Source organism: Pyruvatibacter mobilis, assembly GCF_012848855.1.
GTDB classification, from domain to species: domain Bacteria; phylum Pseudomonadota; class Alphaproteobacteria; order CGMCC-115125; family CGMCC-115125; genus Pyruvatibacter; species Pyruvatibacter mobilis.
Map to the genome: position 1 here is coordinate 349,593 of NZ_CP051630.1, position 22,835 is coordinate 372,427.

13 protein-coding genes and 1 tRNA gene are annotated in these 22,835 nt (G+C 62.1%); 7 read left to right on the forward strand and 7 right to left on the reverse strand.

The features are described 5' to 3' along the window. Nucleotides 1–326: 326 nt before the first annotated feature. The gene (locus tag HG718_RS01615) at nucleotides 327–1,280 is read right to left on the reverse strand and encodes an N-formylglutamate amidohydrolase (RefSeq protein WP_160586756.1); all 954 of its coding nucleotides are present in this window, start codon (nucleotides 1,278–1,280) and stop codon (nucleotides 327–329) included. A 258-nt stretch (nucleotides 1,281–1,538) separates the two neighbouring features. Here HG718_RS01615 and cpdR point away from each other — a divergent pair, with 258 nt between their 5' ends. Together cpdR and HG718_RS01625 are read left to right on the forward strand one after the other, a co-directional pair. Next, entirely contained in the window at nucleotides 1,539–1,898 is a 360-nt protein-coding gene (gene cpdR / locus HG718_RS01620) for a cell cycle two-component system response regulator CpdR (RefSeq protein ID WP_027838972.1), read from the forward strand. 133 nt (nucleotides 1,899–2,031) lie between these two features. After that, nucleotides 2,032–2,106, forward strand: a tRNA-Val gene (locus tag HG718_RS01625). A gap of 73 nt (nucleotides 2,107–2,179) precedes the next feature. Here HG718_RS01625 and HG718_RS01630 read toward each other — a convergent pair. Then, nucleotides 2,180–11,323, reverse strand: a complete 9,144-nt coding sequence (locus tag HG718_RS01630) for a cadherin domain-containing protein (protein ID WP_170080175.1) — start codon at nucleotides 11,321–11,323, stop codon at nucleotides 2,180–2,182. Nucleotides 11,324–11,626: 303 nt separating this feature from the next. Here HG718_RS01630 and HG718_RS01635 point away from each other — a divergent pair, with 303 nt between their 5' ends. The 3 genes from HG718_RS01635 to HG718_RS01645 are packed head-to-tail and all read left to right on the forward strand — an operon-like array spanning nucleotide 11,627 to nucleotide 16,905. Then, nucleotides 11,627–13,405 carry a peptidase domain-containing ABC transporter gene (locus tag HG718_RS01635; protein ID WP_160588804.1) on the forward strand — a complete coding sequence of 593 codons (1,779 nt, stop codon included), beginning with the start codon at nucleotides 11,627–11,629 and terminating at the stop codon, nucleotides 13,403–13,405. Then, nucleotides 13,402–15,558: a peptidase domain-containing ABC transporter gene (locus HG718_RS01640; RefSeq protein ID WP_160588803.1), complete on the forward strand. Its 2,157-nt coding sequence runs from the start codon at nucleotides 13,402–13,404 to the stop codon at nucleotides 15,556–15,558. Before HG718_RS01635 ends, HG718_RS01640 begins: the two co-directional genes overlap by 4 nt. A 36-nt stretch (nucleotides 15,559–15,594) precedes the next feature. Then, a complete protein-coding gene (locus HG718_RS01645) occupies nucleotides 15,595–16,905 on the forward strand; it encodes an HlyD family type I secretion periplasmic adaptor subunit (protein WP_160588802.1) in 1,311 nt (436 codons plus the stop codon). Between the two features lie 20 nt (nucleotides 16,906–16,925). Here the strand turns inward: HG718_RS01645 and HG718_RS01650 are convergent, their stop codons facing one another. Beyond that, nucleotides 16,926–17,537, reverse strand: a complete 612-nt coding sequence (locus HG718_RS01650; protein WP_160588801.1) for a glutathione S-transferase family protein — start codon at nucleotides 17,535–17,537, stop codon at nucleotides 16,926–16,928. Nucleotides 17,538–17,658: 121 nt separating this feature from the next. Between HG718_RS01650 and arsM the strand changes: the two genes are divergently transcribed. Continuing rightward, nucleotides 17,659–18,540, forward strand: coding sequence for an arsenite methyltransferase (gene arsM, locus HG718_RS01655; protein WP_160588800.1), 882 nt, complete (start codon nucleotides 17,659–17,661; stop codon nucleotides 18,538–18,540). Between the two features lie 76 nt (nucleotides 18,541–18,616). Here the strand turns inward: arsM and HG718_RS01660 are convergent, their stop codons facing one another. Together HG718_RS01660 and HG718_RS01665 are read right to left on the reverse strand one after the other, a co-directional pair. Next, nucleotides 18,617–19,762: a thiolase C-terminal domain-containing protein gene (locus HG718_RS01660; protein WP_027842253.1), complete on the reverse strand. Its 1,146-nt coding sequence runs from the start codon at nucleotides 19,760–19,762 to the stop codon at nucleotides 18,617–18,619. Nucleotides 19,763–19,776: 14 nt separating this feature from the next. Next, nucleotides 19,777–20,190, reverse strand: coding sequence for a Zn-ribbon domain-containing OB-fold protein (locus tag HG718_RS01665; RefSeq protein ID WP_160588799.1), 414 nt, complete (start codon nucleotides 20,188–20,190; stop codon nucleotides 19,777–19,779). 188 nt (nucleotides 20,191–20,378) lie between these two features. Between HG718_RS01665 and HG718_RS01670 the strand changes: the two genes are divergently transcribed. Further along, the gene (locus HG718_RS01670) at nucleotides 20,379–20,750 is read left to right on the forward strand and encodes a hypothetical protein (RefSeq protein ID WP_160588798.1); all 372 of its coding nucleotides are present in this window, start codon (nucleotides 20,379–20,381) and stop codon (nucleotides 20,748–20,750) included. Between the two features lie 5 nt (nucleotides 20,751–20,755). Here HG718_RS01670 and HG718_RS01675 read toward each other — a convergent pair whose 3' ends face one another. Next, a complete protein-coding gene (locus HG718_RS01675) occupies nucleotides 20,756–21,436 on the reverse strand; it encodes a nitroreductase (RefSeq protein WP_160588797.1) in 681 nt (226 codons plus the stop codon). Between the two features lie 48 nt (nucleotides 21,437–21,484). Next, nucleotides 21,485–22,717, reverse strand: a complete 1,233-nt coding sequence (locus HG718_RS01680; RefSeq protein WP_160588796.1) for an acyl-CoA dehydrogenase family protein — start codon at nucleotides 22,715–22,717, stop codon at nucleotides 21,485–21,487. Nucleotides 22,718–22,835 lie beyond the last annotated feature (118 nt).

Sequence of the window (22,835 nt, forward strand, 5' to 3'; positions counted from 1 at the left end):
TTGAAATTGTGCGACGCAGCAAATTTTGAAACTGGCTGATTTCCTCGCATTTATGTCCAGCAGCTATGCACTGAATTGCGTGACCGCACGTCAGCTATGCATCAATGCGGGGGCCTGAGGGGCCTTTTCTCTTGAGATTTGTGCGGTGCAATGCCACTTTACTCGCACGCGGCATCGCGAGCGCTCAGCCCGCCTTGCCGCTGCCCTTCCTGGGCGTTTCCTCCCTGAACTTGGGCCGTCTGATTTTCAGACGGCCCCTTTTTTTGTGCGTTTTCCGGGAGAATTGCCCGAGCTTCTGCAGTGGCGGCCGCGCAGGCGGCGCCGTTCTACTCGGCGGAGAGGGCAGTTGGCGGGACTGTTGGTGCGAGGAAGGCCCGGTCTACCAGCGCAAGGCGGGTGACGAACTCGCTCATGTCACGGGTCAGCCTGTGAATGCCCCGGCCACGGGTGACCCGTGTCTCGTCCATGTAGAGCGCGCGGTTGATCTCGATCTGGAGCGCGTGGAGTCCGTGAGCGGGCCGACCGTAATGCTCGGTGTTGAAACCGCCTGCATAGGGTGTGTTGCGGGTCACCACATATCCGAGATCCGTGAGGATACGCTCGGCAGCATCGGTGAGCGCCGGTGCGGCGGACACGCCATAGCGGTCTCCCAGCACGATGTCGGCGCGCGGCGCCATGGGGTCGTCCTCGATGGGGCCTGCGAGGGAAGGCATGGAGTGGCAATCGATCAGCACGGCGCAGCCGAAGCGGTGGAAGGTGTTTTCCAAGAGCTCCGACAAGGCCTGATGATAGGGCATGTAGAGGGTGCGGATGCGGTGGTCTGCTTCCGCATAGCTGAGGGGTGCCCGGTAGATTTCAGTGGAATCAGCCACAACCCGTGCAATGGTGCCCAGACCGCCAGCCACCCTGACCGAGCGCGTATTTGCGTGCGGCGGCAGCGTGTCATGGAACATGGCCGGGTCGAGCTCATAGGGCTCGCGGTTGGTATCCAGATAAGCGCGCGGGAAATTGGCGTGCAGAAGCGGTGCCCCCAGTCGCGGCGCTGCAGCAAATATTTCGTCCACAAAGCTGTCTTCCGACCGCCGTATCGACAGGGCATCCAGCCGTGAGGCGGCCAGGAAGGCCTGCGGGTAGATGCGGCCGGAATGGGGTGAATTGAGGACGAAGGGAACGGTCTGGGTTTCCGGGCGGGCAACAGTGAAGGGCGGGGTGAAGTCCTTGTGGGCGGCAGCCTTCGCCGCATCGCCAGCCTTCCTGTCATCCCCGCGATGTCGCGCCATTCTTGAGCTCCCGGATGCAATGCGATTGGGTCGCATCAGCTATAGGTAGAATGCGCGGGGGGTGTTTTCACGGTCAAGGGCGGTCGGCGTTGCGGTTTTGCACGGTTTTTGGGCCGTGTTTTCACCAGACTTTCCGCCGTGCAGTAACCGCTAACCCTCCGTTTACCAATGGGTTTCTATAAACGAACAACAGCGGTCGGCGTTGGTTTCGTGCCGAATCGCACAAGAAATTGAGCGGGAATTCGGGGGCTCACCACCATGGCGCGTATTCTGCTGGCCGAAGATGATGAAAGCATGCGCCGTTTTCTGGCGAATGCGCTGCAGAAGGCGGGGCACGATGTCATTTCCTACGGAAGTGGCGATCTTGCCCATGAAAAGCTCATTGGTGACGTGTTCGACGTGCTGCTGACCGACATCGTGATGCCTGAAATGGACGGCATCGAGCTGGCGCGGCGGGCCGCAGAGCTCGATCCGACGCTGAAGATCATGTTCATCACCGGATTTGCGGGTGTTGCCCTCAATCCGGAATCGGACGCACCGAAGGAAGCCCGCGTGCTGTCCAAGCCCTTCCATCTGCGCGAGCTTGTGCAGGAAGTGGACCGGCTGCTGGCCGCCTGAGGCAGGTCAGGCAAACTTCACATTTTCGGCTGGTTCTTGCCGCCCGGCAGTTGCACGCGCCGGGCAATCCCGATATATGGTTCGCCCTCCTGACGGATCGTGGGCCTTGCCCGGGGGTCTGTCACCGGGAAATGGGCGCGTAGCTCAGTGGGAGAGCACTACGTTGACATCGTAGGGGTCGCTGGTTCAATCCCAGCCGCGCCCACCATTTCCTGAAAGCAAAAAACGCCGGAGCAATCTGCTCCGGCGTTTTTGTTTTGACGTCATCAGACGGAAGCCCGCTACCACTCGATCCGCTCGATGCCTTCGAAGCTGATCTCGCTGCCGTCGGACAGGGTGATGACACCGGTTGCGTCGCTCGAGAGGTCGAGCGAGTCGTCATCCTGAGCGCTGATGGAGCCGGTATCGAGGGAAATCGTCCAGTCGGATGCTTCCAGCGACGTGCCATCGGCATTTTCCAGGCGGATCGTATCGGTCCAGCCGGTGCCGCCGTCAGCGGTATCGCTGCCGTCTCCCATGCCGAAGAGGAACAGATCCTCCCCGCTGCCGCCGTCCATGCTGTCATTGCCCGCACCGCCGCGCAGGATGTCGTTGCCGCTGCCGGCCTGCAGGGTGTCGTTACCGTCGCCGCCCAGCAGCACGTCGTGACCGGTGCCGCCGTCAAGGAGGTCGGCGCCATCGCCGCCTACAAGCAGGTCGTTGCCATCATTGCCGCGAATGGTGTCGTCGCCATCGCCGCCATACATGCTGTCATGACCCGAACCGCCATGCATGGTGTCGTTGCCGCTATAGCCGCGGATCTCGTCATTGCCGTCATTGCCGTTGAGCTCGTTGTTGCCCGAGCCGCCAATCAGCAGGTCATCCACATGGGTGCCGCTTTCGGTCCCGCTGGTGGATGCATAGATGACATCTTCCGGCGCCCAATTGTCCGGCGTGCCGGCATGGCCAAGATAGGTGGCGTTGTTGTCGCCATCAGCGGTGAGGGCAATGTTGTCGAGGGAATAGTACTCAGATGAGTCCGTTGTCTTGCTCTCGAACTCGATCGTGACCCTGTCCCCTTCGGGAATACCGGTAAGGCTATAGGACTCGGTACCGTTCATTCCATCCTTGCCGTCCTGGACAAGGAGCTCGGTCCGTTCTCCGTCGACGACGGCATATGCCCTGAAGAAATCGTGGTGCGAACCCGATGATTCCATGCCGCCGGTAGCAGTCAGGTCGAAGCTCAGTGTCAGGCCTGTGCGGCCGCTCACATCAATTGGTTCACTGCGCCAGACCAAGACAGACTGGTCGGCGTCGGACGTGTTGGTTGTCTGTGAGAACTCGTAGGCTTCGTTCTGTACGCCGTGGTCAGTGGATGATCCGTAGTCCGACAACCCGGTGTCGGTGGACCATGAAGTGTCACCATTGTCCGCGGTAGCGCCATTGGACAGCCCGGAGAAGTTTTCGCTCCACAGGGTTTCCGATGCCGGTGCGCTTGCCACGTGAACCGGCAATTGTGCCGTGACCGTTGAGGTGGCGCCGCCTTCGCTCTCCGTCGACGTTGCGTTGACGGCAAGTGTCATGGTGCCTGTGAAGGACGAGGGCGGTGTCACGCTGACGCTGTCCAGGTCCCAGTTGCTGACATCCACTGACGTGCTGCCGCCGGTGGCCGTAAAGGTGTTGTTGCCATCCGTAAGCACTGCGCCTTCGGGCAGGGCCGAAATGGTCACAGCCAGGGTCTCTGAGCCATCAAGGTCCGTGAGGCTTGCGGAAATACCCGGCAAATCAATTGCCGCGTCTTCTGTGCCACTGGCAGCGCCATCGAGCGTTTCTGCCATCTTGATGTTGTCGAGCATCATCCCGCGGCCGTAATCGACATCTGTTCCCGCCGCTCGGAACTCGATTTCAGCGGGGTTGCCGTCGCCGGTCAGCGTGAGTGTGTGAGACTGCCAGTTCAGCGCCCCGTCATTGGTGCCGTCGGCAGAGATCGTCGCCACCACCTGACCGTCCCACACGACTTCCATGCGGTTGACCGTCGCGTCGTAGCCCTGGCGCGGGGCGTAGTCGAAAGTCACCGTATAGGTGCCGCCATCGACCGTATCCACGGAGCGGGCAATGTTGGGGGCGTCCTCATAGGTGTCGGTCGGATCGTTGTTCAACTCAATATGTTCGATCGACCCTGCGCGCGAGCCGTTACCTCCCTCACCTTCATCGCGGACCTCGACGGACGCATCTGAAGACCAGCCATTCTGGGCGGCAACCTGATCACCGCTACCGTCAATGGCTGTACCTGACCAGCCCTCGAAGTCCTCCGAGAAGACCGTGCGGGATGTGCTGCCGAGGGACAGGGTGGGGGCAGAGGCAACTTCATCCACATCGCCCACGGCGATGCTGAAAGTCTCCGTGTAGGTCGCACCGGCGGCGTCCGTCGTCGTGATGTCGAGAGATACAGTCGCGCCGGCCTCGTGGTCCAGGCTGACACCGTCCTTCAGTTTCAGCTTGCCATCGACCACTTCGAAGCGGTTGTCGGAGACGGCATAGGTGTGCGTGTCCCCTGCATCCGCATCCACGACGCCCAGATTGCCGATGACAGCGCCTGCCGCGTTTTCCATGACGGAGGCATTGTCGAGGGTGATGTCTGTCGGTGCCTCATTTGTGCTGACCACATTGATGGTCGTCACCTGGCTGACACTTGCGGTGTCCGCATTGCTGGCTTCGGTTGCGGTCGCCGTGACTGTCAGGTCAAAGCTGCCGGTGAAACCCGGCTGCGGGACAACCTGCAGGGCATCCACATCCCAACCGGTCACGTCAGCTTCCGTGTTGCCGGCAGTGGCTGTGAAGCTGTTGGTTCCGTCGGTGATGGTGACGCCGACAGGCACGCCGCTGACCGCAAGGGCCAGGCTTTCTGACCCATCGGTGTCGGACAGGGCTGCGTCGATGCTGAGCGCGGCAAACCCGTCCATGGGAGCGGTGATTGTATCTGCGCTCTCGGTGGCGGTGACCAGCTGGCGGCCGGATGTGTCAGGGCCATCCCATTCAAGCTTGAGGCCGGCATCGCCTGTGTTCTCGAAGTACCGGACTTCGATCACATGGGGACCATCGGAAAGGCTGATGGTTGCGGACTGGGTGGAGAATGAATGCAGGCTGTCATGATCGATGACCAGTTCGCCATCGATGTAGAGCTGCGCCCCATCATCCGCACCGAGATAGAAGGTGTAGTCACCGCCGGTGTCGACCGTGATGTTGCCTTCCACCTTAACGCCGAAGGTGTCTGTGTCACCGCCTTCCCAGAACGATCCTCTGCCATTCTGGTAATCGATGTTCGTCACTGTCTCGCTGGCAGCCGGAGCGGCGTCCCAGTCAACGTCGGAAAGGCGGCCGAGATGCGAGTCCTCGCTGTAGTAGGTCGCGGTGAAGCCCTGGGACAGGCTGAGCGACGGTGCGTCGGCGTCAGCCGTCACATCGATTGTGGCCGTACCCTGGACCGTTGTCGGACCATCCTGAACATCGAAGGTGATGTTCACATCTGCAGCTGAGTAGTCGTCGGCCGGGGTAAAGGTCCAGGTGCCATTGCCATTGTCGACGATCGTGCCCGCCGAGGCATCGACCGTCACATTGGCGACGACGGCGAGGCCGAGATTGTCGTCTGATGCATTGGCAAGAAGATCAGCGCGGGTGATGACAATGGATGTGTCCTCGTTGGTGGCGCCGAGATCGACATTGCCTACAACAATCGTTTCGTTCACGTCTTCTACCGAGATGGTGAAGGTCTCGGTACGCGACAGGCCGCCCGCGTCGGTGGTTGTGACGTCGAGGCTGATGGTGTCGGCCGCCTCGTGGTCGAGGCTCACGCCGTCTTTCAGCTTCAGCTGACCGTCGACAACTTCGAAGCGGTCATCGGACACGGCGTAAGTATGGGTGTCGCCTGCGTCCGGGTCGGTGGTCGACAGGTTGCCGACGACGGCACCTGCCGCATTCTCGGCAATCGAGGTGTTATCCAGGGCGATGTCGGTGGCGACTTCGTTCTCATCGCCCACCGAGATGGTGAAGGTCTCGGTGCGGCTCAGGCCGCCCGCGTCTGTCGTCGTGACGTCGAGGCTGATGGTGTCTGCGGACTCGTGATCGAGGCTGACGCCGTCCTTCAGCTTCAGCTGGCCGTCGACGACCTCGAAGCGGTCATCGGACACGGCATAGGTATGGCTATCACCTGGGTCCGGGTCGGTGGTCGACAGGTTGCCGACGACGGCACCTGCCGCGTTCTCGGCGACGGAATTGTTGTCGAGGGCGATATCCGTGGCGACCTCGTTCTCGTCGTCAACGGAGATGGTGAAGGTCTCGGTGCGCGACAGGCCACCTGCGTCGGTCGTCGTGACATCGAGGCTGATGGTGTCAGCCGCTTCGTGGTCGAGGCTGACGCCGTCCTTCAGCTTGAGCTGACCGTCGACGACCTCGAAACGGTCATCGGAGACGGCGTAGGTGTGGGTGTCGCCCGCGTCCGGGTCGGTCGTGCTGAGATTCCCCACCACGGCACCAGCCGCGTTCTCGGCGACGGAAGTGTTGTCGAGGGCGATGTCCGTGGCGACTTCATTCTCGTCGTCGACTGAGATGGTGAAGGTCTCGGTGCGCGACAGGCCGCCGGCATCGGTGGTGGTGACGTCGAGGCTGATGGTGTCGGCCGCCTCGTGGTCCAGGCTGACGCCGTCCTTCAGCTTCAGCTGGCCGTCGACGACCTCGAAGCGGTCATCGGAAACGGCGTAAGTGTGGGTGTCGCCTGCGTCCGGATCGGTCGTGGTGAGCGTACCCACCACGGCGCCAGCTGCGTTCTCGGCAACCGAGGTGTTGTCGAGGGCGATGTCGGTGGCGACCTCGTTCTCATCGCCGATGGAGATCGTGAAGGTCTCGGTGCGTGACAGGCCGCCTGCATCGGTGGTGGTGACGTCGAGGCTGACGGTGTCGGCAGACTCGTGGTCCAGGCTGACGCCGTCCTTCAGCTTCAGCTGGCCGTCGACGACCTCGAAGCGGTCATCGGAGACGGCGTAGGTGTGGGTGTCGCCTGCATCGGGGTCGGTCGTGGTGAGATTCCCCACCACGGCACCAGCCGCGTTCTCGGCGACGGAGGTGTTGTCGAGGGCGATATCCGTGGCGACTTCGTTCTCATCGCCGACGGAGATAGTGAAGGTCTCAGTGCGGCTGAGGCCGCCTGCATCGGTGGTAGTGACGTTGAGGCTGACGGTGTCGGCAGACTCGTGGTCGAGGCTCACGCCATCCTTCAGCTTCAACTGGCCATCGATGACCTCGAAACGGTCATCGGAGACGGCGTAGGTGTGGGTGTCGCCTGCATCGGGATCGGTCGTAGTGAGCGTGCCGACCACGGCACCGGCGTCGTTCTCCGCAACCGTATTGTTGTCGAGGGCGATATCCGTCGCGACTTCGTTCTCATCGCCGACGGAGATGGTGAAGGTCTCGGTGCGTGACAGGCCGCCTGCGTCAGTGGTGGTGACGTCGAGGCTGATGGTATCGGCCGCCTCATGGTCGAGGCTGACGCCGTCCTTCAGCTTCAGCTGACCGTCGACAACTTCGAAACGGTCATCGGACACGGCGTAGGTGTGGGTGTCGCCTGCATCGGGGTCGGTCGTGGTGAGATTCCCCACCACGGCACCAGCCGCGTTCTCGGCGACGGAATTGTTGTCCAGGGCGATATCCGTGGCAACTTCGTTCTCGTCGCCGACCGAGATGGTGAAGGTCTCGGTACGAGACAGGCCGCCTGCGTCAGTGGTGGTGACGTCGAGGCTGATGGTATCGGCCGCCTCATGGTCGAGGCTGACGCCGTCCTTCAGCTTCAGCTGACCGTCGACGACCTCGAAGCGGTCGTCCGAGACGGTGTAGGTGTGGCTATCGCCTGCGTCCGGGTCGGTGGTCGACAGGTTGCCGACGACGGCACCTGCGTCGTTCTCGGCGACAGAGTTGTTGTCGAGGGCGATGTCTGTGGCGACTTCGTTCTCATCGCTCACCGAGATGGTGAAGGTCTCGGTGCGGCTCAGGCCGCCTGCGTCTGTCGTCGTGACGTCGAGGCTGATGGTGTCGGCAGACTCGTGGTCGAGGCTGACGCCATCCTTCAGCTTGAGCTGGCCATCGACGACCTCGAAGCGGTCGTCCGAGACGGTGTAGGTGTGGCTATCGCCTGCGTCCGGATCAGTGGTCGACAGGTTGCCGACGACGGCACCTGCGTCGTTCTCGGCGACAGAGTTGTTGTCGAGGGCGATGTCTGTGGCGACTTCGTTCTCGTCGCCGACGGCAATGGTGAAGGTCTCGGTACGGCTGAGGCCGCCTGCGTCGGTGGTTGTGACGTTGAGGCTGATGGTGTCTGAGGCCTCGTGGTCGAGGCTGACGCCGTCCTTCAGCTTCAGCTGGCCGTCGACGACCTCGAAGCGGTCATCGGAGACGGCGTAGGTGTGTGTGTCGCCTGCATCGGGGTCGGTCGTGGTGAGATTCCCCACCACGGCACCAGCCGCGTTCTCGGCGACGGAATTATTGTCGAGGGCGATATCCGTCGCGACTTCGTTCTCATCGCCGACCGAGATGGTGAAGGTTTCGGTGCGGCTGAGGCCGCCGGCGTCAGTGGTGGTGACGTTGAGGCTGATGGTATCTGCGGCCTCGTGGTCGAGGCTGACGCCGCCTTTCAGCTTCAGCTGGCCGTCGACGATTTCGAAACGGTCGTCAGAGACGGCGTAGGTATGACTATCGCCGACGTCCGGATCAGTGGTCGACAGGTTCCCGACGACGGCACCGGCTGCGTTCTCGGCGATGGAGGTGTTGTCGAGGGCGATGTCGGTGGCGACCTCGTTCTCGTCGCCGACGGAGATGGTGAAGGTCTCAGTGCGCGACAGGCCGCCCGCGTCGGTAGTGGTGACGTCGAGGCTGACGGTGTCGGCAGACTCGTGGTCCAGGCTGACGCCGTCCTTCAGCTTGAGCTGGCCGTCGACGACCTCGAAGCGGTCATCGGAAACGGTGTAGGTGTGGGTGTCGCCTGCGTCCGGGTCGGTTGTGGTGAGATTCCCCACCACGGCACCGGCGGCGTTCTCGGCAACTGACGTGTTGTCGAGGGCGATATCCGTCGCGACCTCGTTCTCGTCGCCGACGGAGATGGTGAAGGTCTCGGTGCGCGACAGGCCACCTGCGTCGGTGGTGGTGACATCGAGGCTGATGGTGTCAGCCGCCTCGTGGTCGAGGCTGACGCCGTCCTTCAGCTTGAGCTGGCCGTCGACGACCTCGAAGCGATCGTCAGAGACAGCGTAGGTGTGCGTGTCGCCAGCGTCCGGATCAACCGTGGTGAAGTTCCCTACCACCGCACCGGCTGCGTTCTCATCGACGGAACTGTTGTCGAGGGCGATATCGGTGGCAACCTCGTTCTCATCGCTGACGGAGATCGTGAAGGTCTCAGTGCGTGACAGGCCGCCTGCGTCGGTGGTTGTGACGTCGAGGCTGATGGTGTCAGCAGCTTCGTGGTCGAGGCTGACGCCGTCCTTCAGCTTCAGCTGGCCGTCGACGACCTCGAAGCGGTCATCGGAAACGGCATAGGTGTGGGTATCGCCGGCATCCGGGTCGGTCGTGGTGAGCGTACCGACGACGGCACCGGCGGCGTTCTCGGCGACGGAGGTGTTGTCGAGGGCGATGTCGGTGGCGACTTCGTTCTCATCGCTGACCGAGATGGTGAAGGTCTCGGTGCGGCTCAGGCCGCCGGCGTCAGTGGTGGTGACGTCGAGGCTGATGGTATCGGCCGCCTCATGGTCGAGGCTGACGCCGTCCTTCAGCTTGAGCTGGCCGTCGACGACCTCGAAGCGGTCATCGGACACGGCATAGGTATGGCTATCACCTGCGTCGGGGTCTGTTGTGGTGAGATTCCCCACCACGGCACCTGCCGCGTTCTCGGCGACGGAGGTGTTGTCGAGGGCGATATCCGTCGCGACTTCGTTCTCATCGCCGACCGAGATGGTGAAGGTCTCGGTGCGTGACAGGCCGCCTGCGTCGGTGGTGGTGACATCGAGGCTGATGGTGTCAGCCGCCTCGTGGTCGAGGCTGACGCCATCCTTCAGCTTCAACTGGCCGTCGATGACCTCGAAGCGGTCGTCAGAGACGGCGTAGGTGTGGGTGTCGCCCGCGTCCGGGTCGGTCGTGGTGAGGGTTCCCACCACGGCACCTGCGTCGTTCTCGGCGACGGAGGTGTTGTCGAGGGCGATATCCGTCGCGACTTCATTCTCGTCGCCGACGGAGATGGTGAAGGTCTCGGTGCGTGACAGGCCGCCTGCGTCGGTGGTGGTGACGTCGAGGCTAATGGTGTCGGCAGCCTCGTGGTCGAGGCTCACGCCGTCCTTCAGCTTGAGCTGGCCGTCGACGACCTCGAAGCGGTCATCGGACACGGCATAGGTATGGCTATCACCTGCGTCGGGGTCTGTTGTGGTGAGATTCCCCACCACGGCACCAGCCGCGTTCTCAGCAACTGACGTGTTGTCGAGGGCGATGTCGGTGGCGACTTCGTTGACGTCGAAGATCTCGAGGGTAACGGTTTCGGTATAGGTGTTGCCGGCGCTGTCGGTGACGCGCAGGGGCAGGCTCACGCTGGCCTGGGCTTCGTGGTCGAGCTCGGCGCCGGGTTTCACGAGGATTGCGTTGCCGACAATCTCGAACATCTCCGAGCCGCCGACGATTTCGTAGGAGAAGACTTCGCCGGAATCCGGGTCGATGGCGCTCAGGACCGCGACGACTGTGCCGGGGGCAGCGTTTTCAGGCACCCCGGCATTGTCAAGGAGGATATCGGTCGGGGCCTGATTGATGATTTCGTTGGACACGACAATGTTGTCGTCGTCCTCCGGCACTTCGGACTGTCGGGGCGGAGCGGCGGGTACGTCTGTCGCGGCCGATGCTGCCTCGGACGCGGAGTTCTCGCTCGAAGTGGCGTCATCGGTGAGCGCATCCGCAAGGCGTGCGATGCGATCCGTGAGTGCGTCGAGGGACGAGATACCGGATTCAAGAGCGGTGTCGAGGGTTGCGTCATCCAGTGTCGGGACAGGGGTCGCGGCAGACTGACCTGCCTCGCCTGCAAACCCTGTGTTGCCGGATGCATCAGAGGCCTGAGTCCCGAAGGGAGCGGCAGGCTGACCGGAGGCATCTGCCGGCGCGAGGCCAGGCGACTGAGAGGCGGGTGCGCCCGTCAGGCCTGTGTCGACGCCAGGTGTGCCGTCGAGGCGTGTGCCTGTGTGCGTGTTGGCGTTTGCCGGGTCGTTCTCACCTGCAAGAACTTCGCTCTGACCATAATCACGGACACGGTCCGCATTATCGTCGCGGGCTGCCGCGCGCGCCGTGTCGAGGTGAAAGTCCTCCGTAGACGGTGTCTGGGAGGCGGGCCGGCCCTGGGTCTCGTTACCGCGGGGGGTCTGACCTTCAGCCATGTCGAACTCCTGTTGCCGCTGTGCCGGCCCTTGCTTTCTGGGGCCGGTGGGGTCGGGCGCATACACGCGCCCACGCTTACGACAAGTGTGTTCGGTCAGGCGTTAAGTCTTGATTTAGAGACGTGGTAAAGCCGAATGCGCGAGACACTCGCCCAATACGGGTGAATTACCAATTTTACGACCTTCCGTGGTCTGAGAAATCGAGCAAAACGGGGATCGATAAAACTTGAATTAACTAAGTCGCAAATTTTGGGATTTACCAATTCAGTCTTTAGACGAGCTCGAATTGGAATTAGCGCTTAAATGACCGCAACCCGGACCGCGAACCGGCGTGACCAGGATCACGTGCTCGCACCGCCGAAACTCGGCGCTGGTGTCTGGATTGCGTCGCTTGCGATCAACGTGCTGGCGCTTGGCCTGCCGATGGTCATTCTCCAAGTCTATGACCGTATTCTTCCCAATGAGGCACTTGGGACCTTCGCGCTCCTGCTGGGCGGCCTTGCGGTCGTGCTGGTACTGGATGCTACGCTGAAGATTGCGCGCGCCCATGTAGTTGGCTGGGCTGCTGCGCAATACGAACATCAGACGGCGACGGAGCTGGTCGGGCGCTTCCTCTACGCAAGCCCGACGGAGATCGAGAGCGCACCGCCAGGTGTGCATCTAGACCGCCTGCAGGCCATCGACACTCTCCGCGAGTTCTACGGCGGCCAGTCGCGGCTGCTGCTTGTGGACTTACCGTTTCTTGTCCTGTTTCTCGGGCTGATCTTCGTGATCGGTGGTGCCGTTGTTCTCGTGCCGGTCGCTATGATCGGTGTCCTGGCTGTCGCGTCCTTCTTCGCGGGTCGCGCTCTCAAGGAGAGGCAGGCCCAGAGGGCGCTGCTGGATGACCGGCGCTACAGCTTCATCATCGAGGCATTGTCGGGAATCCAGACCATCAAGAGCATGGCCATGGAGCCCCAGATGCAGCGGCGCTATGAGCGTCTGCAGGCAACGGGTGCGGCATCGGCTTACCAGTCGATTGTGCTGGGCAATGCGGTCCAGACGATTGGCGGTGTCATCTCGAACCTGACAATGGTGCTCATCGTTTCGGTGGGTGCCCTGTTCGTCATTGACGGAAGCATGTCGGTTGGTGGTCTTGCGGCCTGCACGTTGCTTGGCGGCCGGGCGCTGCAGCCGTTGCTCCGCGGCATGAGTGTATGGACCCAGATCCAAAGCCTTGACATCGCGAGGGCGCAGGTGGCGGAGCTACAACAGATGGATCATGCGCCGGCGCAGGAACCCCAGCATCTGGATGGGCTCAAGGGGGTCGTGTCGTTCCGCGATGTGACCTTCCGTTATCCAGGCCAGGAGCAGGCGCTGCTCGACAAGTTCAGCCTGATCGTCAAGCAGGGCGAGATGCTTGCGCTGACGGGGCCGGAGGGGGACGGAAAGTCCACCTTGCTCAAGCTCATCATGGGGGAGCTTGCGCCGGAGGCAGGCAATGTCACCATTGATGAACATGATGCATCCGGTGGTGAGCGGGACAATCTCGCGCTCGACATTGCCTATGTCCCGCCGGTGGCAACGCTGTTCAAGGGCACGATCCTCGAAAACCTGACCATGTTCCGCGAAGGTGATGCGATTGACCAGGCGCGGGAGGCTGCGCGGATGATTGGGCTCGAAGAGGACATTCACCGGTTGCCGCAGGGCTATGACACGGAAGTCAGCCAGGGTGTGTCGGACGAACTGCCCGGCGGCATGATGCAGCGGATCATCATCGCCCGGGCCCTGGCGCGGAATGCCCGCGTGCTGCTGTTCGATGAGGCGAATGCGGGCCTTGATCGCAAGGCGGATACGCAATTGATGGATGCCCTTGCCAAGCTGAAGGGGACGATGACCATCGTTGCCGTCAGCCATCGGCCCTCCCTCATCCGCATGGCTGATCGTGTGGTGTCCATCCACAAAGGCAAGGCCCGTCTCAATCATTCCTTCGCGCCGCCCAAGGCCAGCCCGGCGCCCGCCCAGGCGGACGACGGTGATGCGGCTGCTGCGGCGTCGTCTTCAGACGCTGACCAGCCCATCCAGGCAGGAGGTGCCGCATGAGCAGCGCACATGCGTCATCCACGCGCCCGGGATCGCGGCTTGAAACGCTGCTGCATGGCGGCGGGCTATCGAGCTTCCAGCCTACTTCTGCAACGGGTGCCTGCCTGGTGCCGCTGTTGAACGCGCTTGGCTGGCGCGGCGAGGCACGGCATCTGGCGGAAGCCCTGCCTCACTTTGCGGATTCTCTGGACCTCAACGACCTGCGTATGGTCCTTGCCAATCTTCATTATGTGACAGTCCCCGAGCGCACGACCCTGGCTGATCTGCGCAGCGAGCTATTGCCCTGCCTGTTCGCGCAAGACGGCAAGACGGCCGGTCTCGTGCTTGAGCGCAATGGCGACATGCTCACTGTGCTCGACGGAGTGGTTGGTGATGTCATGGAGGTCGAGGCCAGCGCCACGCTGGGTACGGCCTATTATGTCCGCAAGGCGAGCGACGCGCTTGAGGAACAGGAGAAGGCGGCTCAGGCCAATTGGCTGGGGGACGTGATCGGACGTTTCCGTGGTGTCATCTGGCAGGCGTTGGCGCTGACCTTCGTGATCAATCTCTTCGCCGTCATCGTCCCGCTCTTCATCATGGGCGTGTATGACAAGGTGGTTGCGACGCGCTCGGCCGAGACGCTTGGGTTCTTCCTTGGCGGTGTGCTGTTGGCGCTTGCAGCCGATGTCGGTTTGCGGCTGGTGCGCGGGCAGATGCTTGCCTATGTGGGCGCGCGGCTGGACATGCTGATTGGTGCGGCGGCGTTCGAGAAACTCATGCATATGCCCGTCAGCATGACGGAGCGTGCGCCGATCGGGGCGCAGATCGCGCGGCTCAAGCAGTTTGAGACCGTGCGCGAGGTGTTTACCGGGCCCCTGGCAGCGGCGGCGCTGGACATGCCGTTCGTCATTCTCTTTCTGGTCGCCGTTTTCATGATCGGCGGGGTTATCGGCTTCGTGCCGGTAGCACTGATCTTTGGGTTCGTGTTGCTGGGGCTGGTCTCCTGGCCGCTCAGCAAGGCCCGGGTGCAACGGCTGGGTGATGCCCGCTCGGCACGGCAGGCATTTCTGATCGAGGCAATCGACAATCACCGGGTGGTGCGCCAGTCGGGCAACGGGCTTCACTGGCGCAACCGCTTCCGTGACCTGTCGGCCAAGAGTGCTGCCGCCCATCACGGGGTATCCCATCTCGGGGTCATCGTTCAGACGATCAGCCAATCGATGATGATGGCTGCCGGCGTGGGGACGCTGGCCGTCGGTACGCTGATGGTCATGGAAGAGATGATGACCATCGGTGCGCTCATCGGCACCATGGCGCTGGTTTGGCGCCTGCTGGCGCCGATCCAGGCGGCGTTTCTGGGGCTTAACCGTATCGAGCAGGTGAAGCAGTCCCTGTCGCAGGTCAATGCGCTCATGCGCCTGCAGGTGGAACGGGCGCCCAATCAGCACACGTCCTTCTATCGCGACTTCAAGGGGCAGATCACCTTCAGCAAGGTCAGCTTCCGCTATACGCCCAAGGCCGAGCCGGCGCTTGTTGGTGTCGACTTCAAGGTAAAGCCAGGTGAGATGATCGCCATTACCGGGTCGAGCGGGTCGGGCAAATCAACCATCCTCAAGGTGTGCTCGGCGCTTTACATGCCGCAGGCGGGTGCGGTCGGTATTGACGGCAACGACCTGCGGCAGCTCGACAAGGGCGATCTGCGCAACGCCATTGGCTATGTGCCGCAACGGACAGCGGTCTTCCATGGGACTATCGCCCAGAACATGCGCCTGGCAGATCCGACTGCAAGCACAGAGCGCATTCACAAGGCTTTCGCTGAAGCGGGCCTGACGGACTTCATCGCGTCGCTGCCGGAGGGTATCGAAACGCGCATGACGGACCAGTTCCAGCGCCGGCTTGCCGACGGGCTGCGCCAGCGTTTCGCCCTGGCCCGGGCCTATGTGAAGGACGCTCCCATTTACCTTCTTGATGAGCCTGCAAACAATCTTGACGACGAAGGTGACGAGCTTTTGCGCCAGAAACTTGCGAAATTGAAAGGACGTTCATCCGTTTTAATGGTTACTCAACGCCCGTCCCATATGAAGATTGCAGACCGGGTTGTGGTTATCGACCAAGGGCGCGTTCTGATGGACGGGCCTCCGGACCAGGTCCTTGCTGAGTTGTTTGGGGGCTGACGGGTGAAACTCGGGCTTCACAGAATAAAACGCCGCTTGCTGGGTGCGCCGGATGAAAAACTCCTGGCGCTGCCGCTGGCGTTGGAAGAAGGCAAGGCACCGCGCGTTGCGAGCCTGATCCTGATGGTCGTCAGCGTCTTCGTCGGTCTCGCCATCGTCTGGGCTTCGCTTACGACGGTGCGGGAGCTTGCCGTTGCGGGAGGCCAGGTAGAGCCTGCGGGCTCTGTCCTTACTGTGAAGCACCTGGAAGGTGGGGTCATCGGAGACATTCTGGTCTCCAATGGCGAGCTGGTGGAAGCCGGGGACACGCTGGTGACGTTCCAGCCGACCCTGCTGGGTGCGGATCTGGACCAGGCTGAGGTCAAGGCCGCAACGCTTGCGCTGACGGCTGAACGGTTGAAGGCCTTCATTGAAGAACGTGCCCCGGAATTCGACGTGGCGCCGGCCTATGCGCATCTCGCTGAAGAGCAGCTTGAAGCCTGGCGGCTTCAGTCTGCGTCGCGCGGAGAGCAGCGGGCGGTTGCCACAAGCCGCATTGCGCAGCGTGAGGCTGAACTCACGTCGCTGAAGAAGCGGGTGGGGAACCTGGAAATCCAGGTGGAAATTCTGGAAGAGCAGATGGAGATGCGCCGCGGGCTTGCGGAAAAGGGCCTGGTGTCGCGCATCGCATTTCTTGAAAGCCAGCGCAGTGTCGAGCAGACCCGCGGCGAACTCATTTCAACGCAGGGCCGCGTGGCTGAAATTACCCAGGCCCTGATGGAATCGAACAGCGCCCTGTCGGAGCTGAATGCGCGGCTTGTGGATGAGGCCAAGCGCGAGCGGGCACAGGCGCTGGGCGAACTTGTCGAAGTGGAGAGCCAGATTGCCAAGGCTGAAGACCGGGTGAAGCGCCTCGCCGTGCGTGCCCCGGCCCGCGGCCTTGTAAAGGGCATTACCGTTCATTCGGTGGGGGATGTGGTGCGGCCGGGTGACCCGGTGCTTGAAATCGTCCCTGTGGATGACGTGCTTGTCGCGCAGGTGGAGGTGGACCCAAAGGACATAGGCCACATCACCATTGGCGACCGCGCCCATGTGCGTATCACCACCTATGACCCCGCGCGCTTTGGTCAACTCGAAGGCAGCGTGTCGAAGATTTCCGCGTCCACCTTTGAAAACGACCGGGGCGAGCATTTTTATCACGCCACCATCGCGCTGGACCGGAATTTTGTCGGCAGCGATACCGACAAGCATCTTGTGTTGCCGGGCATGGTGGTCACTGCAGAGATCGTGACCGGCTCCAAGTCGATCGTGCGCTATCTGCTGAAGCCGGTCTTCCGATCTCTTGATACGGCCTTCTCAGAACGCTAGGCCGTTTTTTTCTGCACCGCTTATGTTGTGGCCAGAGCCGCCTTGCAGGCGTCGCGGTCCTGCAGGCGTGTCCAATAGGCCGTAAGGTTCGGGAAATTGGGCAGGATGCCGAACAGATTGGCCAGATGCAGGCTGTAGCCCATCATGATGTCAGCCGCCGTGAATTTGTCGCCGAGGAGATAGGGCTTGTCGCTGAGCGTGTCTTCGATGACCGCCAGCATCTCGGCAACTTTCTTCGCACCGTCTTCCGCGACGGCCGGGATGCGTTCGTCTTCAGGGCGAATGACTGTGTGCTGAGCAATGGCCGAGAGTGGGGGCATCAGCGTGGCTTCAGCGAAATGGAACCATTGCAGGTAGACGCCATATTGCGCGCTGTCGGTGTCCGGCATCAGACGGCCCTTGCCATATGTCGCCAGAAGATACTCGAGGATCGCGCCGGACTCGAAGAGGCCGGTGTCGCCGTCGACCAGCGCGGGCACGCGGCCGAACGGGTTGAGCTTGAGGTAGGCCGGGTCCTTCAATGCGTCCGGGGTGAAGGGCAGCGTCTTCAATTCGAATTCGAGGCCGAGCTCGTTGAGAAGCCAGAGCACGCGCAGGGAGCGGGTGTTGGCGGCATGGTAGAGCGTGATCATGATGGCGATGTCCCTGACATAGTTGTGAGTTTGAGCGGGAGCCTAGCGCGCTTAAAAGTGGACGCAAGAGCAGGTGTTTGCCTGCAGATATACCGGTCCTGACATGTGGAGTGGCGGTCAGATGGATAATTCGGCAGGGAATGTGGTGAAGGATGCGGTCAAGGCCCAGTATGGCTCCACCGCGCGGGGCGCTGAGGCGCTGAACCGCGAGCAGACTGCCAAGGTGGCCAATGAGTTCGGCTATTCGCAGGCCGACCTCGCCGACATTCCGGATGCTGCCAATCTGGGATTGTCCTGCGGTAATCCGATTGATGCCGCAGGGCTGCAGCCGGGCGAAACCGTTGTCGATCTCGGTTCCGGTGGGGGGATCGACATCTTCCTGGCAGCACGCGACGTGGGCGAGCGGGGCCGGGCCATCGGCATCGATATGACTGAAGACATGATTGCGCTGGCGCGGCGCAATGCCGAGAAGACCGGCACGGCGAATGCGGAGTTCCGGCTTGGTGAAATCCATCAGATGCCGGTGGACGATGCCAGCGTCGACTGCGTCATCTCCAACTGCGTGATCAATCTGTGTGAGGACAAGCAGGCGGTGTTTGACGATGTGTTCCGCATCCTTAAGCCAGGCGGGCGCGTGGCGGTGAGTGACATCGTGCTGACGCAGGCCTTGCCGCCACAGCTGAAGGAAAGCCTGGATGCCTATGTGGGCTGCATCGGTGGAGCTGTGCCGGCACAGGTCTATGCGGACATGCTGGCCAGGGCCGACTTTACGGACATCGTGGTCGCCAACAAGAATGTTGACCTCAATGTCTATGGTGAAGTGGATGGGCAGGCTGCGTGCTGCAGCACGCCGGAGCCGGAAACTGCGGCGTCCTCCTGCTGCGGATCGAGCGAGGCAATTGCGCAGGATGTGCATGGCGGGTTGCGGCAGGTGCTGACGGAAACAGACCTCAACAGCTATGCGGCCAGCGCCATCATAAAGGCGACCAAGCCCGCCGCCTGACGCGCTTTGCGGATCGCAATGAAAAAGGCCGCAGCGGCATCCCCGCTGCGGCCTTTTCTTGTGCTTATGCGTTAGGTCAGGGCGCTACACTGGACATGACGATGGAGCCGGAAGCGGCGAACATGCCGCCGACGCCATGACACATGGAGATTTCAGCACCGTCCACCTGCGCCGGTGCTGTGCCGCGCATCTGGCGGACGCTTTCCTGCAGGGCGTACATGCCATACATGCCCGAATGCATGTAGGAGAGGCCGCCGCCATTGGTGTTGAGCGGCAGCTTGCCGCCGGGGCGGGTGTTGCCTGCTTCGATGAATGCGCCAGCTTCGCCGCGTTCGCAGAAACCGAGATCCTCAAGGCCATAGATCGGCAAGTGGGCGAAGGCGTCGTAGATCATCAGATGATCCACGTCCGCGTGGGTGATGCCTGCCGACCGCATGGCCTCGGGCCCGGCCACCCGGAAGGCGCGGGAGGTAGTGAAATCCTCCATCTGGCTCACCATCGGCGTCTCGGTGCTCTCACCTGTGCCGAGGATGTAAACCGGCTTGTTGGGGAAGTCCTTGGCGCGGTCTGCTGATGTGATGATGAGGGCGCCGCCGCCATCGGTAACAAGGCAGCACATGAGCAGGCGGAACGGCCAGGCGATCATGCGTGAATTGAGCACATCATCGACGCTGATCGGATCCTTCATATAGGCGCGGGGGTTCATCGCCGCCCATTCGCGCTGGACAACGGCAACGGACGCCAGTTGCTCCATGGTGGTGCCGGTTTCCTTCAGGTAGCGCAGCACCGGGATGGTGAACATGGAGGGCGGGCCCATGACGCCGTAGGGCACCTCGAACTGGCCGTTGAGGCTGGTGGGGCCGCGGCCGCCGCCGCGGTTGACGCCAACGCGGCTCTTGCCGCTTTCGCCATGGGTAATGAGCACGGTGGAGCAGAGGCCCGCTTCAATCGCCGCCATGGCGTGGCGCACATGCAGCATGAAGGAGCAGCCGCCGACGGATGTGCCGTCGACCCATTTGGGCGTGATGCCGAGATAGTAAGCCAGGGTGCCGGGGTTTTCTCCGGCGGTGGCGACGCCATCGATGTCGCCGGGCTTGAGGCCTGCGTCTTCCATGGCGTTCAGGGCGGCGTCCGCGTGCAGCATGATCTCCGATAAATGCGGGATCTTGCCGAGGTCGGTGGTTTCAGCGGCGCCGACAATGGCTGTTGTTTTCTGTCCCATCTGTCTGGCTCCTGTTACGCGGACGCGGGTTTGAACTTGGGCAGGGCGATGTCGTCTGACTTGTCCTCGAAGGTGACTTCAAGGGCCATATCGAGCTCAAGCGCTTCCGGCGTCTGCGGGCAGCCGACGATGTTGGTCATCATGCGGGGGCCTTCTTCCAGCTGCACAACGGCAATGGAGTGCGGCTCCTCGCCAAAGTCCGGACGCGGACGATGGTTGATGACGTAGGAATATAGCGTCGCCCTGCCGGACGCTTTTTCCACCTGCACGTCGCGCGAGCCGCATGCGGGACAGAAGGGGCGAGGCGGGAAATAGGCGGTTTCGCAGGATGAACAGCGCTGGATGCGCAATTCGCCTGCCTTGGCGCCTTCCCAGAAATGCGCCGTCTCCGGCGTGGGCTGCGGCAGGAACTGTTTTGGTGCCGACATGGAACTCTCCCTTACGCGTTTCCTCTTGGGGTGTGGTTCGCGCGGGAGGATAGCGGGCGGGCCGGCAGACACAACAAAAGGTTAATGCGGCGCGACTTGTTAACCATGCATTGTGTCAAACTGGGAAACGGGCCGCGGAGTGCTTATGTTGCAGGAGTTGAAATCACCCCTGCCGAAAGGCCATTGAGATGTCTCTTTTCCGTCGCGTTGCCCTGGCCTCAGCCCTGCTTGGCGGTATTGCCATGCCGCTTGCCGCGCAGGCGGAAAGCGAGGTGATCATCTGGCCGGATGCAGAGCCTGTTCACACGAGCAGCCTTAACGGGCAGATGGAGCTGGGCAGCCTGTCGGGCGGTGTCGGCAACAGCTACGGCGCCATTTGCTGCTCTGGTGGCGGCGGGTTTGTGGTGGTCGGCGGCAGCGGTTTCAGCCGTGGCGGGCAGGAGGGCGACATTGCGTTCCGCCGGTCGCGCGATGCGGCCTTCGGGCGGACGCTTGGCGGGCTGGCGACGGACCGCGCCTTCCGCTTCCGCGCCAATAGCATTCAGCGGTCGGGCTTCTAATCCTGTCAGCCATCGTGGAAGGTCACAAAGTTTGAAAGCGGTTCACGCTCCGAGATGAGCGTGTTTACCGGTTCGTCTTCCTTGGCGTAGCCCAGCGACATGCCGCAGACGATATATTCCGTATCAGGAATATTCAGCTCGTCCTTGGTGATGGTCCAGAAATTATTCCAGGCACCTTGCGCACAGGTGTCGAGCCCACGCGCCTTGGCAGCCAGCATCACGGTTTGCAACATGATGCCGATGTCGAGCCAGCTGTTATATTCAAGATCCTTGTCGATGGTGAAGATGAGGCCGACCGGCGCTGAGAAGAACTCGTAGTTGCGGCCCCATTGACGCCAACTGGCCTCCTGGTCGCCCTTCGGAATGCCAAGCAAGCCATACATCTCCTTGCCCAGGGTACGCATGCGCCTGACATAGGGCTCCTTGCGCTTGGTGGCGCGGGGATATTCGGAGGACGCATCCGGTGCGCCTCCGGCGCGATGGGCTTCGCGGTGGGCCATCACGCGGTCCACGAGCCGGTCACGGGCGGCATCCATCACCACATGCACATGCCAGGGCTGCACATTGGTGCCGGAGGGGGCGCGGCTGGCGATCTCCAGCAGGTCTTCCAGCAGGGCGCGAGGCACGGGATCGGATTTGAACGCGCGAATGGAGCGGCGCTCGCGAATGGCGTCGTCTACATGCATGGTCGTCAAGTCCTCGGGTCAGGCCAGTGGCAGTCGGTATCCGATTGCTCAGAGGCCTAGCACAGCTTTGGACATGATGTTGCGCTGGATCTCGTTTGAGCCCGCATAGATCGAGCCGGCTCGGTCGTTGAAGTATTTCGGCACGGCTGTCACCCAGCGTTCCGGGCCAACCGGCGGCAGATTGCCCTCGGCTTGCGGCGCGTGGGGCACTGGCCCGCCGGGTGCCGTGTAGTGGGGCTGGAAGGGCATGCCATAGAAACCGGCGGCCTCGATGCCGAGCTCGGTCAGGTGCTGGCTTACTTCGGTGCCGCGTGTCTTGAGCATGGAGGATTCCGCACCGGGCGGGTCGCCGGCGGCAAGCGATGACAGGATGCGGTGCTCGGTGAATTCCAGGGCCGCGATCTGGACTTCGGCTTCAGCCAGCTTAGCGGCAAAGGCCGGGTCGTCGATGAGCTTGGCGCCGGTTCCCTGGTCTTCTTCGGCGGCGCCTGCGCGGATGCGGTTGAGGCGAGCATAGAGGCCCGGCGCATAGGCATTGCCGCGCTCGAACTGCAGGAGATATTTGGCGACGGTCCAACCCTTGTGGATTTCGCCGACCACATTCTCCTTGGGCACCTTCACATTGTCGAAGAAGACCTGGTTCTGGATGTGCTCGCCGGTAAGCATGAGAAGCGGCTCAACGCTCACGCCCGGCTGGTCCATATCGATCAGCACGAAAGTGATGCCTTCCTGCGGTTTGGTGGACCCGTCAGTGCGCACCAGGCAGAAGATGCGGTTGGCATAATTGGCGTGGGTGGTCCAGATTTTCGACCCGGAGCAGATGAAGTGATCGCCTTTGTCCTCGGCCTTCATTTGCAGGGAGGCCAGGTCAGAGCCTGATCCGGGTTCGGAATATCCCTGACACCAGAAGTCTTCGCCGGACCGGATCCGCGGCAGGTAGAATTCCTTCTGTTCCTGGGTGCCATAGCCGATGAGTGCCGGGCCGATCATGCCCACACCCATGGGGGAGAGAGACGGCGCGCCGGCCTTCGAAAGTTCTGAGGCGAAGATGTATTGGCGCATAAGATCCCACCCAGTGCCGCCATATTCCTCCGGCCAGGACGGGACGAGCCAGCCCTTGCGGTGGAGTATCTTGTGCCAGCGCATGGTGACGTCGTAGTCGGCATAGACGCTGGTGCCCAGGCGTCCGGCGCGCTTCAGGTCCTCGTCCAGATTTTCGGCCAGAAAGGCACGCACCTCGGCACGAAAAGCGTCGTGCTCCTTGGTCAGCGCAAGGTCCATTGCGGTTTCTCCCTGATGTGAATTCTTGTTGGTGTCTTTGTTCGCGGAAAGTCTAACCGTCCGGACGCATCACGTCTTGCCGGATCGCGGGGAAGTGAGGGGGTGTCCGGCGGGATTG